The organism is Flavobacterium flavipigmentatum (genome assembly GCF_020911905.1).
Classification (GTDB): Bacteria; Bacteroidota; Bacteroidia; order Flavobacteriales; family Flavobacteriaceae; genus Flavobacterium; species Flavobacterium flavipigmentatum.
On the sequence record NZ_CP087133.1, the window covers coordinates 2,706,761 to 2,722,400 of the forward strand.

Consider the following 15,640-nt stretch of genomic DNA (forward strand, 5'->3'; position numbering starts at 1 on the left):
TTTTACGAAGTCAGCAAGTAGAGAGAAAGATTAAGAAGAAACTAATTAAAAAGTTTTATTTTTGCTTCACCTAAATTAAAATTTACAATGAAAATTAGCGGATTGGTTATCACTTTCAACGAAGAAAAAAATATCGGAAAATGTATAGACGCTTTGTTTAAAGTCTGTGATGAAGTAATAATTGTGGATTCTTTGAGTAAAGATAAAACGGTCGAAATCGCTAAACAAAAAGGAGCGATAGTTGTAGAACAGGCTTTTTTGGGTGATGGTCCTCAGCGTTCACATGGTTTGCCTTTTTGTAAAAATGATTGGATTTTGAATCTGGATGCCGATGAATTTTTAGATTTGGATGCCACAGATTTTATTGTGAAGCAAAAATATTTAGAGGGAGGATATGATGCTTTTAGTTTTAGAGTAAAGAATTTTTTAGGCGATAAACTCATTGATTTTTCGGGTTGGTATCCGGATCATAAAGTGCGCTTTTTTAATAAAACAACCGCTCATCCATCAGAAGCAAAGGTGCATCAAAAAATAATCACGCAAAATGAGAAAAAAGTGGCCGTACATATATTGCATTATGGCTGGGATTCTTTAGATCAGATTATTGCAAAAAAGAATCAGTACTCTGGCTGGCATGCGCAACAATTGTTTGATCAGGGGAAAAGAGTAAATGCTTTTAAACCGGTTTTAAACGGAGTTGTGGCTTTTGTACGTTGTTATTTCTTCAAAAAAGGTTTTCTAAATGGGATCGATGGATTGTCGATTGCTATGATTCAAAGCTTTTTTTCGTATATGAAATATGCCAAGCTTTTAAAGCTTCAAAAGAAAAATTCCAAATAAAAAAATCCAAATTCCAATCGTAATCAATTGGAATTTGGATTTTTAAAATATAAAAATTTATTTAGGTTTTAAACCGCAACATCGTATTCGCGAAGCGCATTATTCAAAGACGTTTTCAAATCAGTTGATGGTTTACGAGTACCAATAATTAATGCACATGGCACTTGAAACTCACCGGCAGCAAATTTTTTAGTATAACTTCCAGGAATCACAACAGAGCGAGCTGGAACAAATCCTTTCATTTCAACTGGTTCGTCGCCAGTAACATCAATAATTTTTGTTGATGCCGTCAAGCAAACATTGGCACCTAAAACAGCTTCTTTACCTACATGAACACCTTCTACTACAATACAGCGAGAACCGATAAAAGCGCCATCTTCAATGATTACAGGAGCAGCTTGCAAAGGCTCTAAAACGCCACCAATACCAACGCCACCAGAAAGGTGAACATTTTTACCAATTTGAGCACAACTACCCACAGTTGCCCAAGTATCTACCATTGTTCCTTCGTCTACATACGCACCAATATTTACATAACTTGGCATCAAGATAACACCGCTAGAGATATAAGCTCCATAACGTGCAACAGCATTTGGTACCACACGAATTCCTTTTTCTGCATAACCTCTTTTTAGCAACATTTTATCATGATATTCAAAAATACCAGATTCCCATGTTTCCATTTTCTGAATCGGGAAATACATTACAACCGCTTTCTTAACCCATTCGTTTACCTGCCACTTGTCGCCAACTGGTTCAGCACAACGTAATTTTCCTGCATCTACTAGTTCGATAACTTCTCTAATAGCATCTGTTGTTGTAGTTTCTTGTAATAAAGCTCTGTTTTCCCAAGCTTGTTCTATAATAGTTTGTAAAGAATTCATAGGTTTTAATTTTTGGCAAAGATAAGTTTTTTGAATAAAATCAAAAAGACAAAAACCTCCTAAAATGTTACATATTTAACTTTTTGTTTTTAATTTATTGAATTGAAACTACTTCATTTTTATTCGAATTTTAAAGAATTGAACGAAATTCTAAAAAATACTATTTTTTATTTTGTGACATGATAAATGTCAGATTTTGAATTTTAATATCTCGTTATTTTTGTATTAAAATTCTTCAATATCAAACAAGAATAAAAATTTTAAACCAACATTAACGATTTTATAGAAATAATATGAATCAGGAAAATCAACTTCAAAACAAAGTTACAATTATTGACAAAGAAGTCTCGTGGGACAAAACGCAGGTGATCATGAGTAAAACCAACGCATTTGGTATCATAGAATATGCAAATGAGGTTTTTATAGACGTTTGCGGATATGAAGATTATGAACTTATGGGGCAACCTCATAATATTATCAGACATCCTGATATGCCCAAAGTAATTTTTAAAGTGCTATGGGAGAATCTTAAAAATGGGAAAAATTTTCATGCCATTGTAAAAAATCTTGCAAAGTCCGGAAGGTATTACTGGGTAATTACCGATTTTGAAATTTCCAGAGACGAGAATGATGTTATTGTAAATTATTTTGGAAGAAGACAGGCTGTACCTCAAGAAGTAATTGCTTTGCATATCGAACCTTTGTATAAAAAATTATTGCAAATCGAGGCAGCGAGTGGTGTAGAATTTAGCGAGAAATATTTGATTGGGTTTTTAGAAGAGAAAAAACGTTCTTATGTCGAGTACATTAAAGAACTGATTTATGAACACGAAAAATCACAGTCAAAATTTCCTCAACAGCAAGAAATTGTGGAAGAGGAAGAAGATGAAAGAGGTTTTTTTAGTCGTTTATTTAATAGATAAATAATTAGATTTTTTTTTTAGGTTTTTTACATGTTGAAGAAATCCGTTTTGAATTTTCGAAATGGATTTTTTCGTTTTTGAAAAATGCACGAGAATCTTCAAAAACAGTCGGTTACAAGCTGCTTACCTTTATAAAATTAAAAGAAAATTTGTAGAAAATACATTATATTTGTATTGTAAATGAAAGTATTATGGAAGCGATTAGATTAGAATTTAAATCAGAGATTAAAGAGAAGATTTTAGAATTATTGAGTTCTTTTTCTTCGGATCAATTAAAGATTGTTGAGGAGTATTCAGATTTTGAGGAAAATAAAAAAAAGTTGGAAGAACGAGCGCTGAAAATCACGAATGGTACAGCTCAATACAGCACTTTTGAAGAATTAGATATTTTACTCGAAGATACAATTTCAAAATATGAGGATTGAGTTGACTATTGATTTTAATTATGATTTAAATAATATAGTACATTTTATTTCAAAAGATAAACCTATTGCGGCTAGAAAATTTAAAAATGATCTTATAGAAAAAATAAAAAAAAATTTAATAAATCCTTTTCATTTTAAAAAATCGATTTATTTTGAAGATGAACTTTATCGAGATTATATTTTTAAAGGATACACGGTAGTTGTTAAAATGGATTCTGAAAATGAAACGGTTTTTGTTTTAGGGATTTTGAAAAATAAAAAAATATTTTAGGCTATATTTGATAAAAATTACAAAATGCCAAGAATTCTCTCCATAGATTACGGACAAAAACGTACCGGAATTGCTGTTACCGACGAAATGCAAATTATCGCATCAGGTCTGACAACCATTCCTACCAATACTTTAATTGATTTTTTGAAAGATTATTTTGCCAAAGAAAAAGTCGAAGCTGTTTTAGTGGGCGAACCCAAACAAATGAACGGTCAGCCTTCAGAAAGTGCGTCTATTATAAAAGGATTTGTAACTCATTTTTCGAATATTTTTCCAGAAATGAAGGTTATTCGGGTTGATGAGCGTTTTACTTCAAAAATAGCTTTTCAGACGATGATTGATAGTGGATTAAGTAAAAAACAACGCCAAAACAAAGGTTTGATAGACGAAATTTCTGCTACTATTATGCTACAAGATTACCTTTCTTCCAACCGATTTTAAGCAAATCACAATTTACTGAAGTTTATATTTTTCTAACTTTTATCATGTAAAAATTAGTTTTTTTTTGCAATTATAAAAATTACCTTTGCACTTTAAAAAAATACTGATATGCCTGACGAAACGATACGCTCAAATAGTGAAGTAGTACTCATTGGAGCTGGAATTATGAGTGCAACCCTTGGAGTAATTTTGAAAGAATTACAACCGGATATTAAAATTGAAATTTACGAAAGACTTGATATCGCTGCTGCGGAAAGCTCTGATGCTTGGAATAATGCAGGTACAGGACATTCTGCTTTTTGCGAATTAAATTATACTCCCGAAAAAGAAGATGGTACGATTGATCCTAAAAAAGCCATTAGTATAGCAGAATCTTTTGAAGTTTCCCGCCAGTTTTGGTCTTATTTAGTACAACAAAATAAAGTTCCGTCTCCTGATAATTTTATCAAAAGTGTGCCTCACATGAGTTTTGTTTGGGGCGATAAAAACGTAGAATACCTTAAAAATCGTTTTGAAGCGCTGCAAAGCAATCCGATTTTCTCTCAAATGACTTTTAGTTCAGAGTTTGAACAACTAAAAAAATGGATGCCTCTTGTTATGGAAGGCAGAGAGCCCAATGAGAAATTAGCTGCTACTCACATGGAAATTGGTACCGATGTAAATTTTGGTGCCTTGACAAGAAGTATGTTCAATTATTTAGAAAAATTAGATGGTGTCAGCTTACATTTTAATTGTGAGGTTAAAAAATTAAGACAACGCGAGGATAAATCATGGAGAATTAAAATTACAGATTTAGGAACAGGAAATACGAGAAAAGCCTACACTAAATTTGTATTTATTGGTGCAGGTGGTGGTTCATTACCTTTGCTGGAAAAAGCAAATGTTCCAGAAGGAAATGGTTATGGCGGTTTTCCGGTTAGTGGTCAATGGCTAAAGTGTACCAACCCAGAAGTTATTGCAAAACATCAGGCAAAAGTTTATGGGAAAGCCAGTGTTGGAGCACCTCCGATGTCTGTTCCCCACATTGATACACGTGTAATTGATGGCGAAAAAGCACTTCTTTTTGGCCCTTTTGCAGGATTTTCGACCCGTTTCTTAAAAAACGGATCGTACTTAGATTTACCTTTATCTATTAAAGCAAACAATTTGATTCCGATGTTATCAGCGGGATATCGCAATATTCCATTGACTAAGTATTTGATAGAGCAAGTTCGCCAATCACCAGAGGACAGGATAAAAGCTTTGCGCGAATATTTGCCAACGGCACGTTCTGAAGATTGGGTGTTAGAGAAAGCTGGACAACGTGTGCAAGTCATAAAAAAAGATGAAAAAGAAGGCGGTATTTTAGAATTTGGAACCGAAGTAATCAATACGCACGACGGAACTTTGGCCGTTTTATTAGGAGCTTCTCCCGGTGCATCAACAGCAGTTTCGATCATGATAGATTTGATAAGCAGATGTTTTGCCAATCAAATTAAAACACCAGAGTGGGAAGCGAAGATGAAAAACATGATTCCTTCTTACGGACAAACTTTAAATGATAAACCAGAGGTCCTGGCCGAAGTTAGAAAGCATACTTCAGAAGTTTTAAAACTTAGCAACAATTAGAATTAATTTTTACTTTATAAAAGCAATATATCCAGACTAATTATCTGGATGTATTGCTTTAAAATCTTGGGTTATTTTAAGTATTTTTTCAGATAGATTGCTCATCCAGATCAATTGTTCAATGACCATTTGGGCTTCTTGCATTTTTGCTTGTCGGGTTTCTTTGTCTAATTCGTCATCACTGGCCAAGCGAGTAAAACTTTTGCGTTTCATTTCTTCAAATTGCAAAGTCAGATCTTCTTTGTCAAAAAAAGTATCGGTAAGGATGGTTTGGTTTTTTAAAGTTGCAATCGAATGATCTAAATTCAAAAGAATCGTTTTTATGATGTAATTAAATGATTCTGAGGCGGATGTTGTCTTGTGCGATTGAATGTATGTAGATAAGGAAGCCAAAGCAGAAAGTACAGAATGATTAAGTACAACCAATTTATTGACCAATGGTAATGTTTTTTGCTTTGATTTTGGTTCTTGCATCATACGCTGAAACGAGGTCATTAAATTACCAATTTCTACAAAAGCGTGCTTTCTGGCCAATCTGTACGAGGTAGGAACTTCTCCTTTTTTATTATAAAAATCTGCAATTTCTTTAAGGTAATTTCGATTGGCTCGAATGGCATTTTCAATATGAATGGGAGTGTTAATAAATTCCCATGCAGGCCACAAAAACTGATTGGCAAAAAATGCCAAAATGGCTCCTGCAAGCGAATCTAAAATTCGAAACTGAATTACTTCGACAATATCGGTGACCAAAATACCATAAATAAAAACGACATACATGGTTACAAAAGTTGCGCTAATTTTGTAATTTATTTGTGTAAAAGAAATCCCTAATAACATGCAAATAATCGAAAAAATACTCAGCGCCACATGATTCTGAATGACCGAAACGATTCCAAAGGCAATTAATCCTCCTAAAACAGTTCCGAAAATTCTATTGTAAGAACGTTCTTTCGTAAGTCCGTATCCTGGCCGCATGATCACGACAATGGTCAGTAAAATCCAATACACGTTTTGAAACGGAAGAAATATTCCTAAAATAAAACCAATCAAAATTGTAATCGTCAGCCGTAAAGAATGCCTGAAAATAGAAGACGAAAAGCTTAAATTTTCGATAAGAGTATTGAGCGGATAATATTGAGGTGTTAAGAATTTTTCGAGTTCTTTGTCCTTGTCTTTAAGTTTGTAAGACTGCATTGCGAGCGAAAAGGCTCGTTGTATAATCTTAATTTTACTTACCTGATTTTTAGCATATTTTAGCATATTGGTTAGCATCAATACACCTTCGGAAGCTTTTTCTTTGCCTAAGCTTTTTTCATAATCAAAAATGGCAAACTCAAGCGCATCAAGTTCGTTTTTTAAATCATTTTTATCAATGTAGACGGCGATGCTATGTACATTTTTAGAAAGTTTTTTTAAGGTCGAAGCCAGTTTGTAAGCGACATTCTGGTAAGTTCTTAGAACATCAGGATGTTTGTCAAACTTTTCGTTAATTTTACTGTGATCAAATGAAGTATACAAAGCCAACTCCTGAATTTCGACCAGAGTGATAAAAACCAATAGCATTTTTCGATTCTGACTGTTGACCGAACTATTTTGGTTACCAATCAATACTTTTCTAAGGTCTTCGTGAATTAGATTGAGTTCGACCTGAAGATTCAACTGTTTTTCTGTAATGGCCTTTCTATTGGCTTCAGGACTCCATAAATCGCCTCTTAGTTTTAAGTATTTTGCCGTAAGTTTGATACCTTCTGCAATCTGCAACTCGACATATTTATAAGGTTGTATAAAATGAAATATCAGAGAAACAATTAAATATAAAATACCTCCTGCAAAAATGTAACCAGAATATTCTAGTGCTTCCCAACCTTTATGTAAATGTCCGAAAGATAAAGAAATCGAAATTAAAGCCGAAAAAGAGACTAAAGTAGCTCGCTGTCCATATACCGAAATCATAGAACATAAAAAAAGCAAAAAGCCTAAAAAAGGATAAAATACAAACGGATATGGATATGCAAAATTGACTAATAAATTGACCCCGGAAACAATAAAAGAAGCTACGATCAATCCTTTTATTTTATGACTTAAAGTACTCGGAATATCACTTGGATAGGTAAAAAAAGCACCAAGAGCAATGGTAAAACCAATTTCAAAATGTCCTAGAAAATGAAATAGCAAAACGGGTACAACTGAGGCGATCGTTACTTTTAAGGCATTGATGAATGAGGTGCTATTGGTAAATTTTAAGACATGATCAAACATATAAAAACAGGTTGGTAAGCAAAGGTAAGAATTGTACGAATTAATTAGGCATAATAATTGCTTTGATTTTCAGAGTTAGATAAAAATGAGATTTAATATAAGGTTTGCAATTATTCATTGACTAATTTTTACTATTTTTGCCAGCTGAATTCGGCTTAATAAATTCAGGGCTTTCGATAGATAATTCATAAAAAAAGACAAATGATTTTACCAATTGTAGGATATGGTGATCCAGTTTTAAGAAAAGTAGGAGCGGTAATTGCGCCCGACTACCCAAACTTAAAAGAGACAATAGCAAATATGTATGAGACGATGTACAATGCTTACGGAGTAGGTCTTGCTGCACCACAAGTAGGGATGGCATTGCGTTTGTTCGTTATTGATACGACTCCTTTTAGCGATGATGAAGATTTGGATGCCGATGATCAAAAAGATTTAAAAGGTTTCAAAAAAACTTTCATCAATGCCAAAATCATAAAAGAAGAAGGTGAGGAGTGGAGTTTTAACGAAGGATGTTTGAGTATTCCTGATGTTCGTGAAGATGTTTACAGAAAACCAACCGTTACAATTGAATATTGTGAGGAAGATTTTGTGATGAAAACGGAGGTTTTTGATGGTTTGATTGCCAGAGTTATTCAGCACGAATACGATCATATTGAAGGAATTTTATTTACGGATAAAATATCATCACTAAAAAAGCGTTTGATTCAAAAGAAATTAAAAAATATTACCGAAGGCAAAACATTTCAGGAATACCGAATGAAATTTGCCGCCGCTAAAAAAGGAAGATAATCGTTCTAATTTTTATTAGAATAAAAAATATATAAAAACCAAATTCTTAATACTAATTATAATAAACATGAATTTAGACAAAATTTTAGCCATTTCTGGGAAACCAGGTTTATATGTATTGAAAATGCAAACTCGTACAGGTTTTGTGGCAGAATCATTAACAGACGGTAAAAAAATTACTGTAAACCTAAAAAGTAACGTAAGTTTATTGTCTGAAATTTCAATTTATACTTACGAAGGCGAAAAACCTTTAACAGAAGTAATGCAACGCATTGCTACAAAAGAAAACAAAGGTCAGGCGATGTCTCACAAAGAAGACAACACTGCTTTGGCTGGTTATTTTAAAGAAATTTTACATGAATACGACGAAGAAAGAGTTTATCCTTCTGATATTAAAAAAGTATTAAACTGGTACAATACGCTTCAGTCAAAAGGTTTGGTAACAGATGAAGCTCCTGCAGCAGCTTCAACGTCTGAAGAAATCGTAGCTGAAGAACCAGCAAAAAAGGCGCCTGCCAAAAAAGCAAAAGCCAAAAAAGAAGAATAGTAAGTATTACTTTCAAAATATAATAATCCTGTTAAGATGTTTTCTTAGCAGGATTTTTTACTTTTACATTATCAGGATTACAACTTAAAAAAACTTCAAAATGAGCAAAGAACTTCAGCTAAAGGCTTTCGAGAGATTATTAATTATCATGGATGAGCTGCGTGATCAATGCCCTTGGGATAAAAAACAAACCTTGCAGACCCTGAGGCATCTTACTATTGAAGAAACTTATGAATTGGGCGATGCAATTTTGGACAATGATTTAAATGAAGTAAAAAAAGAGTTGGGTGATCTGTTGTTGCATATTGTTTTTTATGCAAAAATAGGTAGTGAAACCAATGATTTTGATATCGCAGACGTGTGCAACGAGATTTGCGATAAATTAATACATCGTCATCCTCATATTTATAGTGACACTGTCGTGAAAGATGAAGAGGAAGTCAAACAAAATTGGGAAAAACTGAAACTTAAAGAAGGCAAAACGTCTGTTCTGGAAGGTGTTCCGAGAAGTTTACCTGCTTTGGTAAAAGCAAGCCGAATTCAGGACAAAGTAAAAGGAGTGGGTTTTGATTGGGAAGAGCCTTACCAAGTTTGGGAAAAAGTGCAAGAAGAATTAGAAGAATTGCAAGTGGAGGTAAAAAGCGGTGATCAGGATAAAATTGAAGCTGAATTTGGCGATGTTTTGTTTTCGATGATCAATTATGCCAGATTTCTAAATGTAAACCCTGAAGATGCTCTGGAACGCACCAATAAAAAATTTATCAAGCGTTTTCAATACTTAGAAAGCAAAGCGGGAGAATTGGGTAAACCCTTGATGGATATGACTTTGGCAGAAATGGATGTCTTCTGGAATGAAGCCAAAAAGTTATAATTGTTCTGCTAGTTTTTTTAATGCTTTTATGTCTTTAAGGACAATTTTTTTACCAACTAATTCAATCAATTTCAGTTTATTAAAGTCAGATAATAGTCGAATACAACTTTCGGTGGCGGTACCAATCATACCTGCCAACTCCTCTCTTGACAGCTGAACTATCAATGTTTCATCAGTATTTTCGCCAAAAGAATCGTGTAAATACAATAATGTTTCAGCCAATCTTTGTTTTACTGTTTTTTGAACCAGTGCAATTTTATCGTTTTCAGATTCTTTCAAATCTTCGCAAATAGATTGCATCAAATTCATCGAAAACTGATTGTTATTATTAAAAAAATCAATGATTTCGGTCTTCGGAATAAAACACACTTCCATATCAGCCAGTGCTTTGGCACTTAGGTTGGCAGGTTCGTTGCTTATCATCGATCGCTGCCCGAGAAGTTCTCCCGATTTTACCAATTTTATAATCTGATCTTTACCGTTGGCACTCAATTTAGATAGTTTTCCAACACCATCTTTTACACAAAAAACGCCGTTGGTGATTTCTCCTTCTTCAAAAATAGCATCACCTTTCTTTATTTTTCGCGTCGTTTTACTATTCGCCAATTTTACAACTTCTTCTTTATTCAATGCTTTTAGAGAAGAAAGTTGCCTTACGATACATTGATCACACTTGTTCATAGTAAAATTTGTTTACTGCAAAATTAACTAATATTAGAAGTCCACGAGTAATTGTAGCATAAAAATTTAAAATTATTTCAAAAGGAAATTTTACTCTCCTCTTTTTTCAAAATCAGGACTACAATTTATAAACTTGCGCAGTATGATAAATGTCATATTAATAATGCCTTCATTTTATAATATTTGCTGCAGTAAAAAGCCAGATTATGAGTGAGCAAAGTTGTTTTCATTGTGGGTTAACCATTCTTAAAAATGAAGAAATCGATTTTGATGAAAAAAAGTTTTGTTGCCAGGGTTGCAAAACGGTTTACGAGATTTTCAGTCTCCACGATTTAACGTGTTATTACGATTTTGAAAAATCTCCGGGTGCCACTCCGCAGGATATTCAGGGTAAATATGACTTTTTAGACAGTGAAGCTATTTTGTCTAAAGTTCTCGAATTTCAGGAAGGAAATACGGCCATTGTATCACTAAATATTCCGCATATTCATTGCAGTTCATGCATTTGGATTCTCGAAAACTTAAACCGAATTCAATCTGGAATTAGCTCTTCACAAGTTAATTTTCCGGAAAAAAAAGTACGAATTACGTTTGATTCTGATCAGGTTTCGCTCAAGTCGATTGTTTATATGTTAAGTTCAATTGGTTATGAGCCTTACATTAGCCTTGAAAATTACGAAACGGGTCAAAAGAATGTAGACAGAACACTGACCTATAAATTGGGTATGGCATTTTTTTGTTTTGGGAATATTATGCTGCTTTCGTTTCCCGAATATTTCGAAATAAAAGAGTTTTGGCTCGATAATTATAAGCCTTTTTTCAGAGGGTTAATTTTTATATTATCCTTGCCAAGTCTTTTGTATTCGGCAAGTGACTATTATGTTTCGGCCTATAAAAGCATCAAATCAAAGATGTTAAATATTGATATTCCTATTGCTCTTGGTATTATTGTCATGTTTGTACGAAGCACTTTTGATGTGGTGATGAACTACGGATCGGGCTTTTTTGATAGTTTGACAGGTCTGATTTTCTTCATGCTGCTAGGTAAAATGTTTCAAATTAAGACCTATAGTTTTTTAAGTTTCGAAAGAGACTTTAAATCCTATTTTCCTATCGCCGTGACCAGAATCAATTTGGATGCATCCGAAGAAAGTGTTCCTATTTATGATGTCGAAAAAGGCAACAGATTACTCATTCGAAATCAGGAATTGATTCCAGTTGATGGTATTCTGATCAGTGAAAAAGCCGAGATAGATTATAGCTTTGTAACAGGCGAAGCAGTTTCTATAGAAAAAAAATCGGGAGATAAAGTTTTTGCGGGAGGAAAGCAAATTGGTAAAGTTATCGAGATGGAAGTCTTATTTTCGGTTTCGCAAAGTTACCTGACGCAATTGTGGAGCAACGAAATTTTTCAGAAAAAAGTACTTCAAAAACACAAAACAATCACCGATGCAATTAGCCGTTATTTTACGCCTATTTTATTATTGATCGCCTTTACAGGTTTTGGTTATTGGATATTTTTTGATGCCAATATCGCTTTTAATGTTTTTACAGCGGTACTGATCGTGGCATGCCCCTGCGCTTTGGCACTCACAGCTCCGTTTACCTTCGGAAATATTTTGAGAATTCTCGGCAAGCAAAAATTATATCTCAAAAATGCTTTGGTTATCGAGCAATTAGCAAAAGTAGATACCATTGTTTTTGATAAAACCGGCACTATTACAACCAATAAAAAATCGGATATCACGTATGAAGGTGTTCCTCTTTCGGATGAAAATTTAATCGTTTTGAAGAATGTTTTACGGGCTTCAAATCATCCGCTAAGCCGAATGCTATATGACTTTTTGCCCGAAACTAAAAAACTTAAAATTGATGATTTTGAGGAAATTACCGGAAAAGGAATTGTCGCTTCTGTCGAAAATGAGACGATTCAAATTGGTTCTGCATCTTTCGTTGGCGCCCCAATCTTGAACGAATCTCAAATAGAGAAGACGGCTCTTCACATCAAAATAGGAGGTATTTATTGCGGTAAATATACTTTTAAAAATCAGTATCGTGACGGACTCGAAAAATTGTTTTTCGCTTTAAGCGAAAAGTATCAAATCAAAGTACTTTCTGGAGATAATGATGGCGAAAGAGTCAATTTAGAAGCAGTATTGCCCAAAAATACCGAATTGATATTTAATCAAAAGCCAGAACAAAAGCTCGAATTTATAAGACAATTGCAGGAAAAAGGGCAAAACGTGATGATGGTGGGCGATGGTTTAAACGATGCCGGAGCTTTGGCACAAAGTAATGTTGGTATTTCAATATCCGAAAATGTTAACGTTTTCTCTCCCGCTTGCGATGCCATTTTAGATGCCTCAGAGTTTTCGCGATTGGATTATTTCCTGCAATTATCTCAGGACTCGATTAAGATCATCAAAATGAGTTTTGTCTTATCGCTGCTGTACAACGTTATCGGGCTTTCTTTTGCCATAACCGGTAATTTATTGCCTTTGGTGGCGGCAATCATTATGCCGTTGAGTACAATAACGATCGTGAGTTTTGTAACACTAATGAGTAATTTTTACGCTAGCAGGAAATAAATAAACAAATGATAATGAGTTTTTTGTGTTTATTTTTTATAAATGGAGCCTATTATCTTGACTATGATAAATATCATATTTTAATCGATCATAAGCAGGTAATTTTGTTAACATAAATTTAAGGTATGAGTGTCATTTATCTATTAATTACAGTAAGTATTTTTATCGCCATTTGTTTTTTTATTGCCTTTATCGTAGCAGTAAAATCGGGACAATATGATGATGATTATACTCCTTCGGTCAGAATGCTTTTTGACGACGAAACCAAAATTACCGCACCAAATATTAATTCATCAACAGAAGAAAAACAAGTTTAATTATGGAAATGGAACAGTTTTATTACGACAACAAAATTGTAAAAAAATTCATTTATGCTACTATCCTTTTCGGAGTAGTCGGGATGTTAGTGGGGCTTACTCTGGCATTAATGTATCTTTTTCCCAACATGACTGATGGGATTTCGTGGTTAAGCTACGGTCGATTAAGACCTTTGCATACCAATGCAGTTATTTTTGCCTTCGTAGGAAACGCTTTTTTTGCGGGAATGTATTATTCACTGCAGCGATTGCTAAAGGCCAGAATGTTCAGTGATTTTTTGAGTAATCTTCACTTCTGGGGATGGCAGCTCATTATTGTTGCTGCAGCGATTACCCTGCCGCTAGGATACACTTCTTCTAAAGAATATGCCGAATTAGAGTGGCCTATCGATATTGCCATAGCGCTCATTTGGGTGGTAATGGGGATCAACATGATTGGTACGATGTTGCGCCGTAGAGAACGTCATTTGTATGTTGCTATATGGTTTTACATTGCCACATTTGTTACAATTGCCGTTTTACATATTTTTAATAATATAGAACTTCCGGTTTCGGCCTTAAAAAGTTACTCAGTTTATGCAGGAGTTCAGGATGCTTTGGTGCAATGGTGGTACGGGCATAATGCAGTAGCATTCTTTTTGACTACACCATTTTTAGGATTGATGTATTATTTTGTTCCTAAAGTGGCAAATCGCCCAATCTATTCGTATCGTTTGTCAATTATTCACTTTTGGTCTTTAATTTTTATTTATATCTGGGCGGGACCACACCACCTTTTATATTCTGCTTTACCCAACTGGGCACAAAATTTAGGTGTAGCATTTTCTGTAATGTTAATTGCTCCTTCATGGGGTGGTATGATCAACGGATTGTTGACGCTAAGAGGTGCTTGGGACAAAGTTCGTGAGGAACCGGTTTTGAAGTTTTTTGTAGTAGCGATTACAGGTTACGGAATGGCAACTTTTGAAGGTCCGATGTTATCATTAAAAAATGTTAACGCCATTGCACACTATACAGATTGGATTGTCGCACACGTGCATGTAGGTGCTTTGGCTTGGAACGGATTTATGTCCTTTGGTATCATTTACTGGTTGATTCCAAGAATAACAAAAAGCAAATTGTTCTCTAATAAATTGGCTAATTTCCATTTCTGGATTGGTACTTTGGGAATCATTTTTTATACACTTCCTATGTATGTGGCAGGTTTTCAACAGGCTTCGATGTGGAAACAGTTTAATCCGGATGGAACGCTGAAATACGGGAATTTCCTTGAAACAGTAACGACAATTATGCCCTTGTACTGGATGAGAGCGATAGGAGGGACTTTGTATTTAATCGGAATGTTCATTTTGGTATACAATATTATCATGACCGTTAGAAAAGGTCAGACTATTGAAGATGAATTGGCACAGGCTCCAGCATTGCAAAAAATCAGTAAAAGCAGAATTGGTGGAGAAAAATTCCATAGCTGGTTAGAAAGAAAACCAATTCAGTTAACGATTCTGGCTACTGTTGCCATCTTAATAGGCGGTATCATTCAGATTATTCCAACGTTGATGGTAAAATCTAATATACCTACGATTTCTAGTGTAAAACCCTATTCACCACTGGAATTAGAAGGGCGTGATTTATACATTCGTGAAGGTTGTGTAGGATGTCACTCTCAATCGGTTAGGCCGTTTAGAAGCGAGGTAGAGCGTTACGGACCACAATCAAAAGCAGGAGAATTTGTATACGATCATCCATTTCTTTGGGGATCAAAACGCACGGGACCAGATTTGTTACGAGTAGGAGGTAAGTACAATGATAACTGGCATTTTAATCATTTCTGGAACCCTCAGAGTATTTCTGCAGGTTCGATCATGCCAGGTTACAAATGGTTGTTTGATAATAAACCAATGGATATTTCATTGACTCAAAGGAAAATGCAAGCCATGGTTACATTAGGAGTACCTTATTCTCCAGAGGAAGTTGCAAATGCCCAACAAGCATTACGTGCACAGGCAATTTCGATAGAAAAAAACCTTGAAAACGATCCTGATTTTGTAAAAAGTTATGAGGATAGTAAAAAGAAAGCGGCTGCTAAAGGCGAAAAATTTGTTCCTATGAACGAAAGAGAAATTGTAGCATTAATTGCTTATATACAAAGGCTGGGAACAGATATAAAGGTCAAAAAAACTACTAATAACTAGG

General features: G+C 34.3%; 15 protein-coding genes. 12 read left to right on the forward strand and 3 right to left on the reverse strand.

The features are described from left to right. Positions 1–87 precede the first annotated feature (87 nt). Complete coding sequence (locus tag LNP22_RS11820) at positions 88–840, forward strand: glycosyltransferase family 2 protein (RefSeq protein WP_210665655.1); 753 nt, start codon at positions 88–90, stop codon at positions 838–840. Between the two features lie 68 nt (positions 841–908). On the opposite strand, the gene LNP22_RS11825 is transcribed toward LNP22_RS11820, so the two are convergent. After that, positions 909–1,724 carry a 2,3,4,5-tetrahydropyridine-2,6-dicarboxylate N-succinyltransferase gene (locus LNP22_RS11825; RefSeq protein ID WP_026982140.1) on the reverse strand — a complete coding sequence of 272 codons (816 nt, stop codon included), beginning with the start codon at positions 1,722–1,724 and terminating at the stop codon, positions 909–911. 293 nt (positions 1,725–2,017) lie between these two features. On the opposite strand from LNP22_RS11825, the gene LNP22_RS11830 reads away from it, so the two are divergent. From LNP22_RS11830 to LNP22_RS11850, 5 genes are all read left to right on the forward strand, one after another. Continuing rightward, positions 2,018–2,647, forward strand: coding sequence for a PAS domain-containing protein (locus tag LNP22_RS11830; protein WP_210665654.1), 630 nt, complete (start codon positions 2,018–2,020; stop codon positions 2,645–2,647). Positions 2,648–2,838: 191 nt separating this feature from the next. Continuing rightward, a complete protein-coding gene (locus LNP22_RS11835) occupies positions 2,839–3,072 on the forward strand; it encodes a hypothetical protein (RefSeq protein ID WP_229973633.1) in 234 nt (77 codons plus the stop codon). A gap of 1 nt (position 3,073) precedes the next feature. Then, positions 3,074–3,343 carry a type II toxin-antitoxin system RelE/ParE family toxin gene (locus tag LNP22_RS11840; RefSeq protein ID WP_229973634.1) on the forward strand — a complete coding sequence of 90 codons (270 nt, stop codon included), beginning with the start codon at positions 3,074–3,076 and terminating at the stop codon, positions 3,341–3,343. Between the two features lie 24 nt (positions 3,344–3,367). Then, on the forward strand, positions 3,368–3,784 hold the full coding sequence (gene ruvX / locus LNP22_RS11845; RefSeq protein ID WP_229973635.1) for a Holliday junction resolvase RuvX: 417 nt from the start codon (positions 3,368–3,370) through the stop codon (positions 3,782–3,784). A 108-nt stretch (positions 3,785–3,892) separates the two neighbouring features. Further along, complete coding sequence (locus LNP22_RS11850) at positions 3,893–5,392, forward strand: malate:quinone oxidoreductase (protein WP_229973636.1); 1,500 nt, start codon at positions 3,893–3,895, stop codon at positions 5,390–5,392. Positions 5,393–5,428: 36 nt separating this feature from the next. Here LNP22_RS11850 and LNP22_RS11855 read toward each other — a convergent pair whose 3' ends face one another. Next, positions 5,429–7,651, reverse strand: coding sequence for an FUSC family protein (locus LNP22_RS11855; protein ID WP_229973637.1), 2,223 nt, complete (start codon positions 7,649–7,651; stop codon positions 5,429–5,431). Between the two features lie 201 nt (positions 7,652–7,852). Here LNP22_RS11855 and def point away from each other — a divergent pair, with 201 nt between their 5' ends. The 3 genes from def (at position 7,853) to mazG (ending at position 9,861) form a co-directional block, all read left to right on the forward strand. Further along, positions 7,853–8,443, forward strand: a complete 591-nt coding sequence (gene def / locus LNP22_RS11860) for a peptide deformylase (RefSeq protein WP_210665650.1) — start codon at positions 7,853–7,855, stop codon at positions 8,441–8,443. A gap of 67 nt (positions 8,444–8,510) precedes the next feature. After that, the gene (locus LNP22_RS11865; RefSeq protein ID WP_229973638.1) at positions 8,511–8,990 is read left to right on the forward strand and encodes a DUF5606 family protein; all 480 of its coding nucleotides are present in this window, start codon (positions 8,511–8,513) and stop codon (positions 8,988–8,990) included. A 100-nt stretch (positions 8,991–9,090) separates the two neighbouring features. Next, a complete protein-coding gene (gene mazG / locus LNP22_RS11870) occupies positions 9,091–9,861 on the forward strand; it encodes a nucleoside triphosphate pyrophosphohydrolase (RefSeq protein WP_210665648.1) in 771 nt (256 codons plus the stop codon). Here the strand turns inward: mazG and LNP22_RS11875 are convergent. Next, positions 9,856–10,542, reverse strand: a complete 687-nt coding sequence (locus LNP22_RS11875) for a Crp/Fnr family transcriptional regulator (protein WP_229973639.1) — start codon at positions 10,540–10,542, stop codon at positions 9,856–9,858. The genes mazG and LNP22_RS11875 overlap by 6 nt on opposite strands. A 206-nt stretch (positions 10,543–10,748) precedes the next feature. On the opposite strand from LNP22_RS11875, the gene LNP22_RS11880 reads away from it, so the two are divergent. From LNP22_RS11880 to ccoN, 3 genes are all read left to right on the forward strand, one after another. Beyond that, positions 10,749–13,130, forward strand: a complete 2,382-nt coding sequence (locus LNP22_RS11880; protein ID WP_229973640.1) for a heavy metal translocating P-type ATPase — start codon at positions 10,749–10,751, stop codon at positions 13,128–13,130. A 125-nt stretch (positions 13,131–13,255) separates the two neighbouring features. Beyond that, the gene (ccoS, locus tag LNP22_RS11885) at positions 13,256–13,447 is read left to right on the forward strand and encodes a cbb3-type cytochrome oxidase assembly protein CcoS (protein WP_210665645.1); all 192 of its coding nucleotides are present in this window, start codon (positions 13,256–13,258) and stop codon (positions 13,445–13,447) included. A 2-nt stretch (positions 13,448–13,449) separates the two neighbouring features. Next, complete coding sequence (ccoN, locus tag LNP22_RS11890; protein WP_229973641.1) at positions 13,450–15,639, forward strand: cytochrome-c oxidase, cbb3-type subunit I; 2,190 nt, start codon at positions 13,450–13,452, stop codon at positions 15,637–15,639. Position 15,640: the final 1 nt, after the last annotated feature.

What these genes read in the sequence shown, in the direction of transcription:
- LNP22_RS11880 (WP_229973640.1), top strand. Translation starts at nt 10,749, where the DNA reads ATGAGTGAGCAAAGTTGTTTTCATTGTGGGTTAACCATTCTTAAAAAT.
- LNP22_RS11865 (WP_229973638.1), top strand. Translation starts at nt 8,511, where the DNA reads ATGAATTTAGACAAAATTTTAGCCATTTCTGGGAAACCAGGTTTATAT.
- def (WP_210665650.1), top strand. Translation starts at nt 7,853, where the DNA reads ATGATTTTACCAATTGTAGGATATGGTGATCCAGTTTTAAGAAAAGTA.
- mazG (WP_210665648.1), top strand. Translation starts at nt 9,091, where the DNA reads ATGAGCAAAGAACTTCAGCTAAAGGCTTTCGAGAGATTATTAATTATC.
- LNP22_RS11835 (WP_229973633.1), top strand. Translation starts at nt 2,839, where the DNA reads ATGGAAGCGATTAGATTAGAATTTAAATCAGAGATTAAAGAGAAGATT.
- ruvX (WP_229973635.1), top strand. Translation starts at nt 3,368, where the DNA reads ATGCCAAGAATTCTCTCCATAGATTACGGACAAAAACGTACCGGAATT.
- ccoS (WP_210665645.1), top strand. Translation starts at nt 13,256, where the DNA reads ATGAGTGTCATTTATCTATTAATTACAGTAAGTATTTTTATCGCCATT.
- ccoN (WP_229973641.1), top strand. Translation starts at nt 13,450, where the DNA reads ATGGAAATGGAACAGTTTTATTACGACAACAAAATTGTAAAAAAATTC.
- LNP22_RS11855 (WP_229973637.1), bottom strand. Translation starts at nt 7,651, where the DNA reads ATGTTTGATCATGTCTTAAAATTTACCAATAGCACCTCATTCATCAAT.
- LNP22_RS11830 (WP_210665654.1), top strand. Translation starts at nt 2,018, where the DNA reads ATGAATCAGGAAAATCAACTTCAAAACAAAGTTACAATTATTGACAAA.
- LNP22_RS11875 (WP_229973639.1), bottom strand. Translation starts at nt 10,542, where the DNA reads ATGAACAAGTGTGATCAATGTATCGTAAGGCAACTTTCTTCTCTAAAA.
- LNP22_RS11820 (WP_210665655.1), top strand. Translation starts at nt 88, where the DNA reads ATGAAAATTAGCGGATTGGTTATCACTTTCAACGAAGAAAAAAATATC.
- LNP22_RS11850 (WP_229973636.1), top strand. Translation starts at nt 3,893, where the DNA reads ATGCCTGACGAAACGATACGCTCAAATAGTGAAGTAGTACTCATTGGA.
- LNP22_RS11825 (WP_026982140.1), bottom strand. Translation starts at nt 1,724, where the DNA reads ATGAATTCTTTACAAACTATTATAGAACAAGCTTGGGAAAACAGAGCT.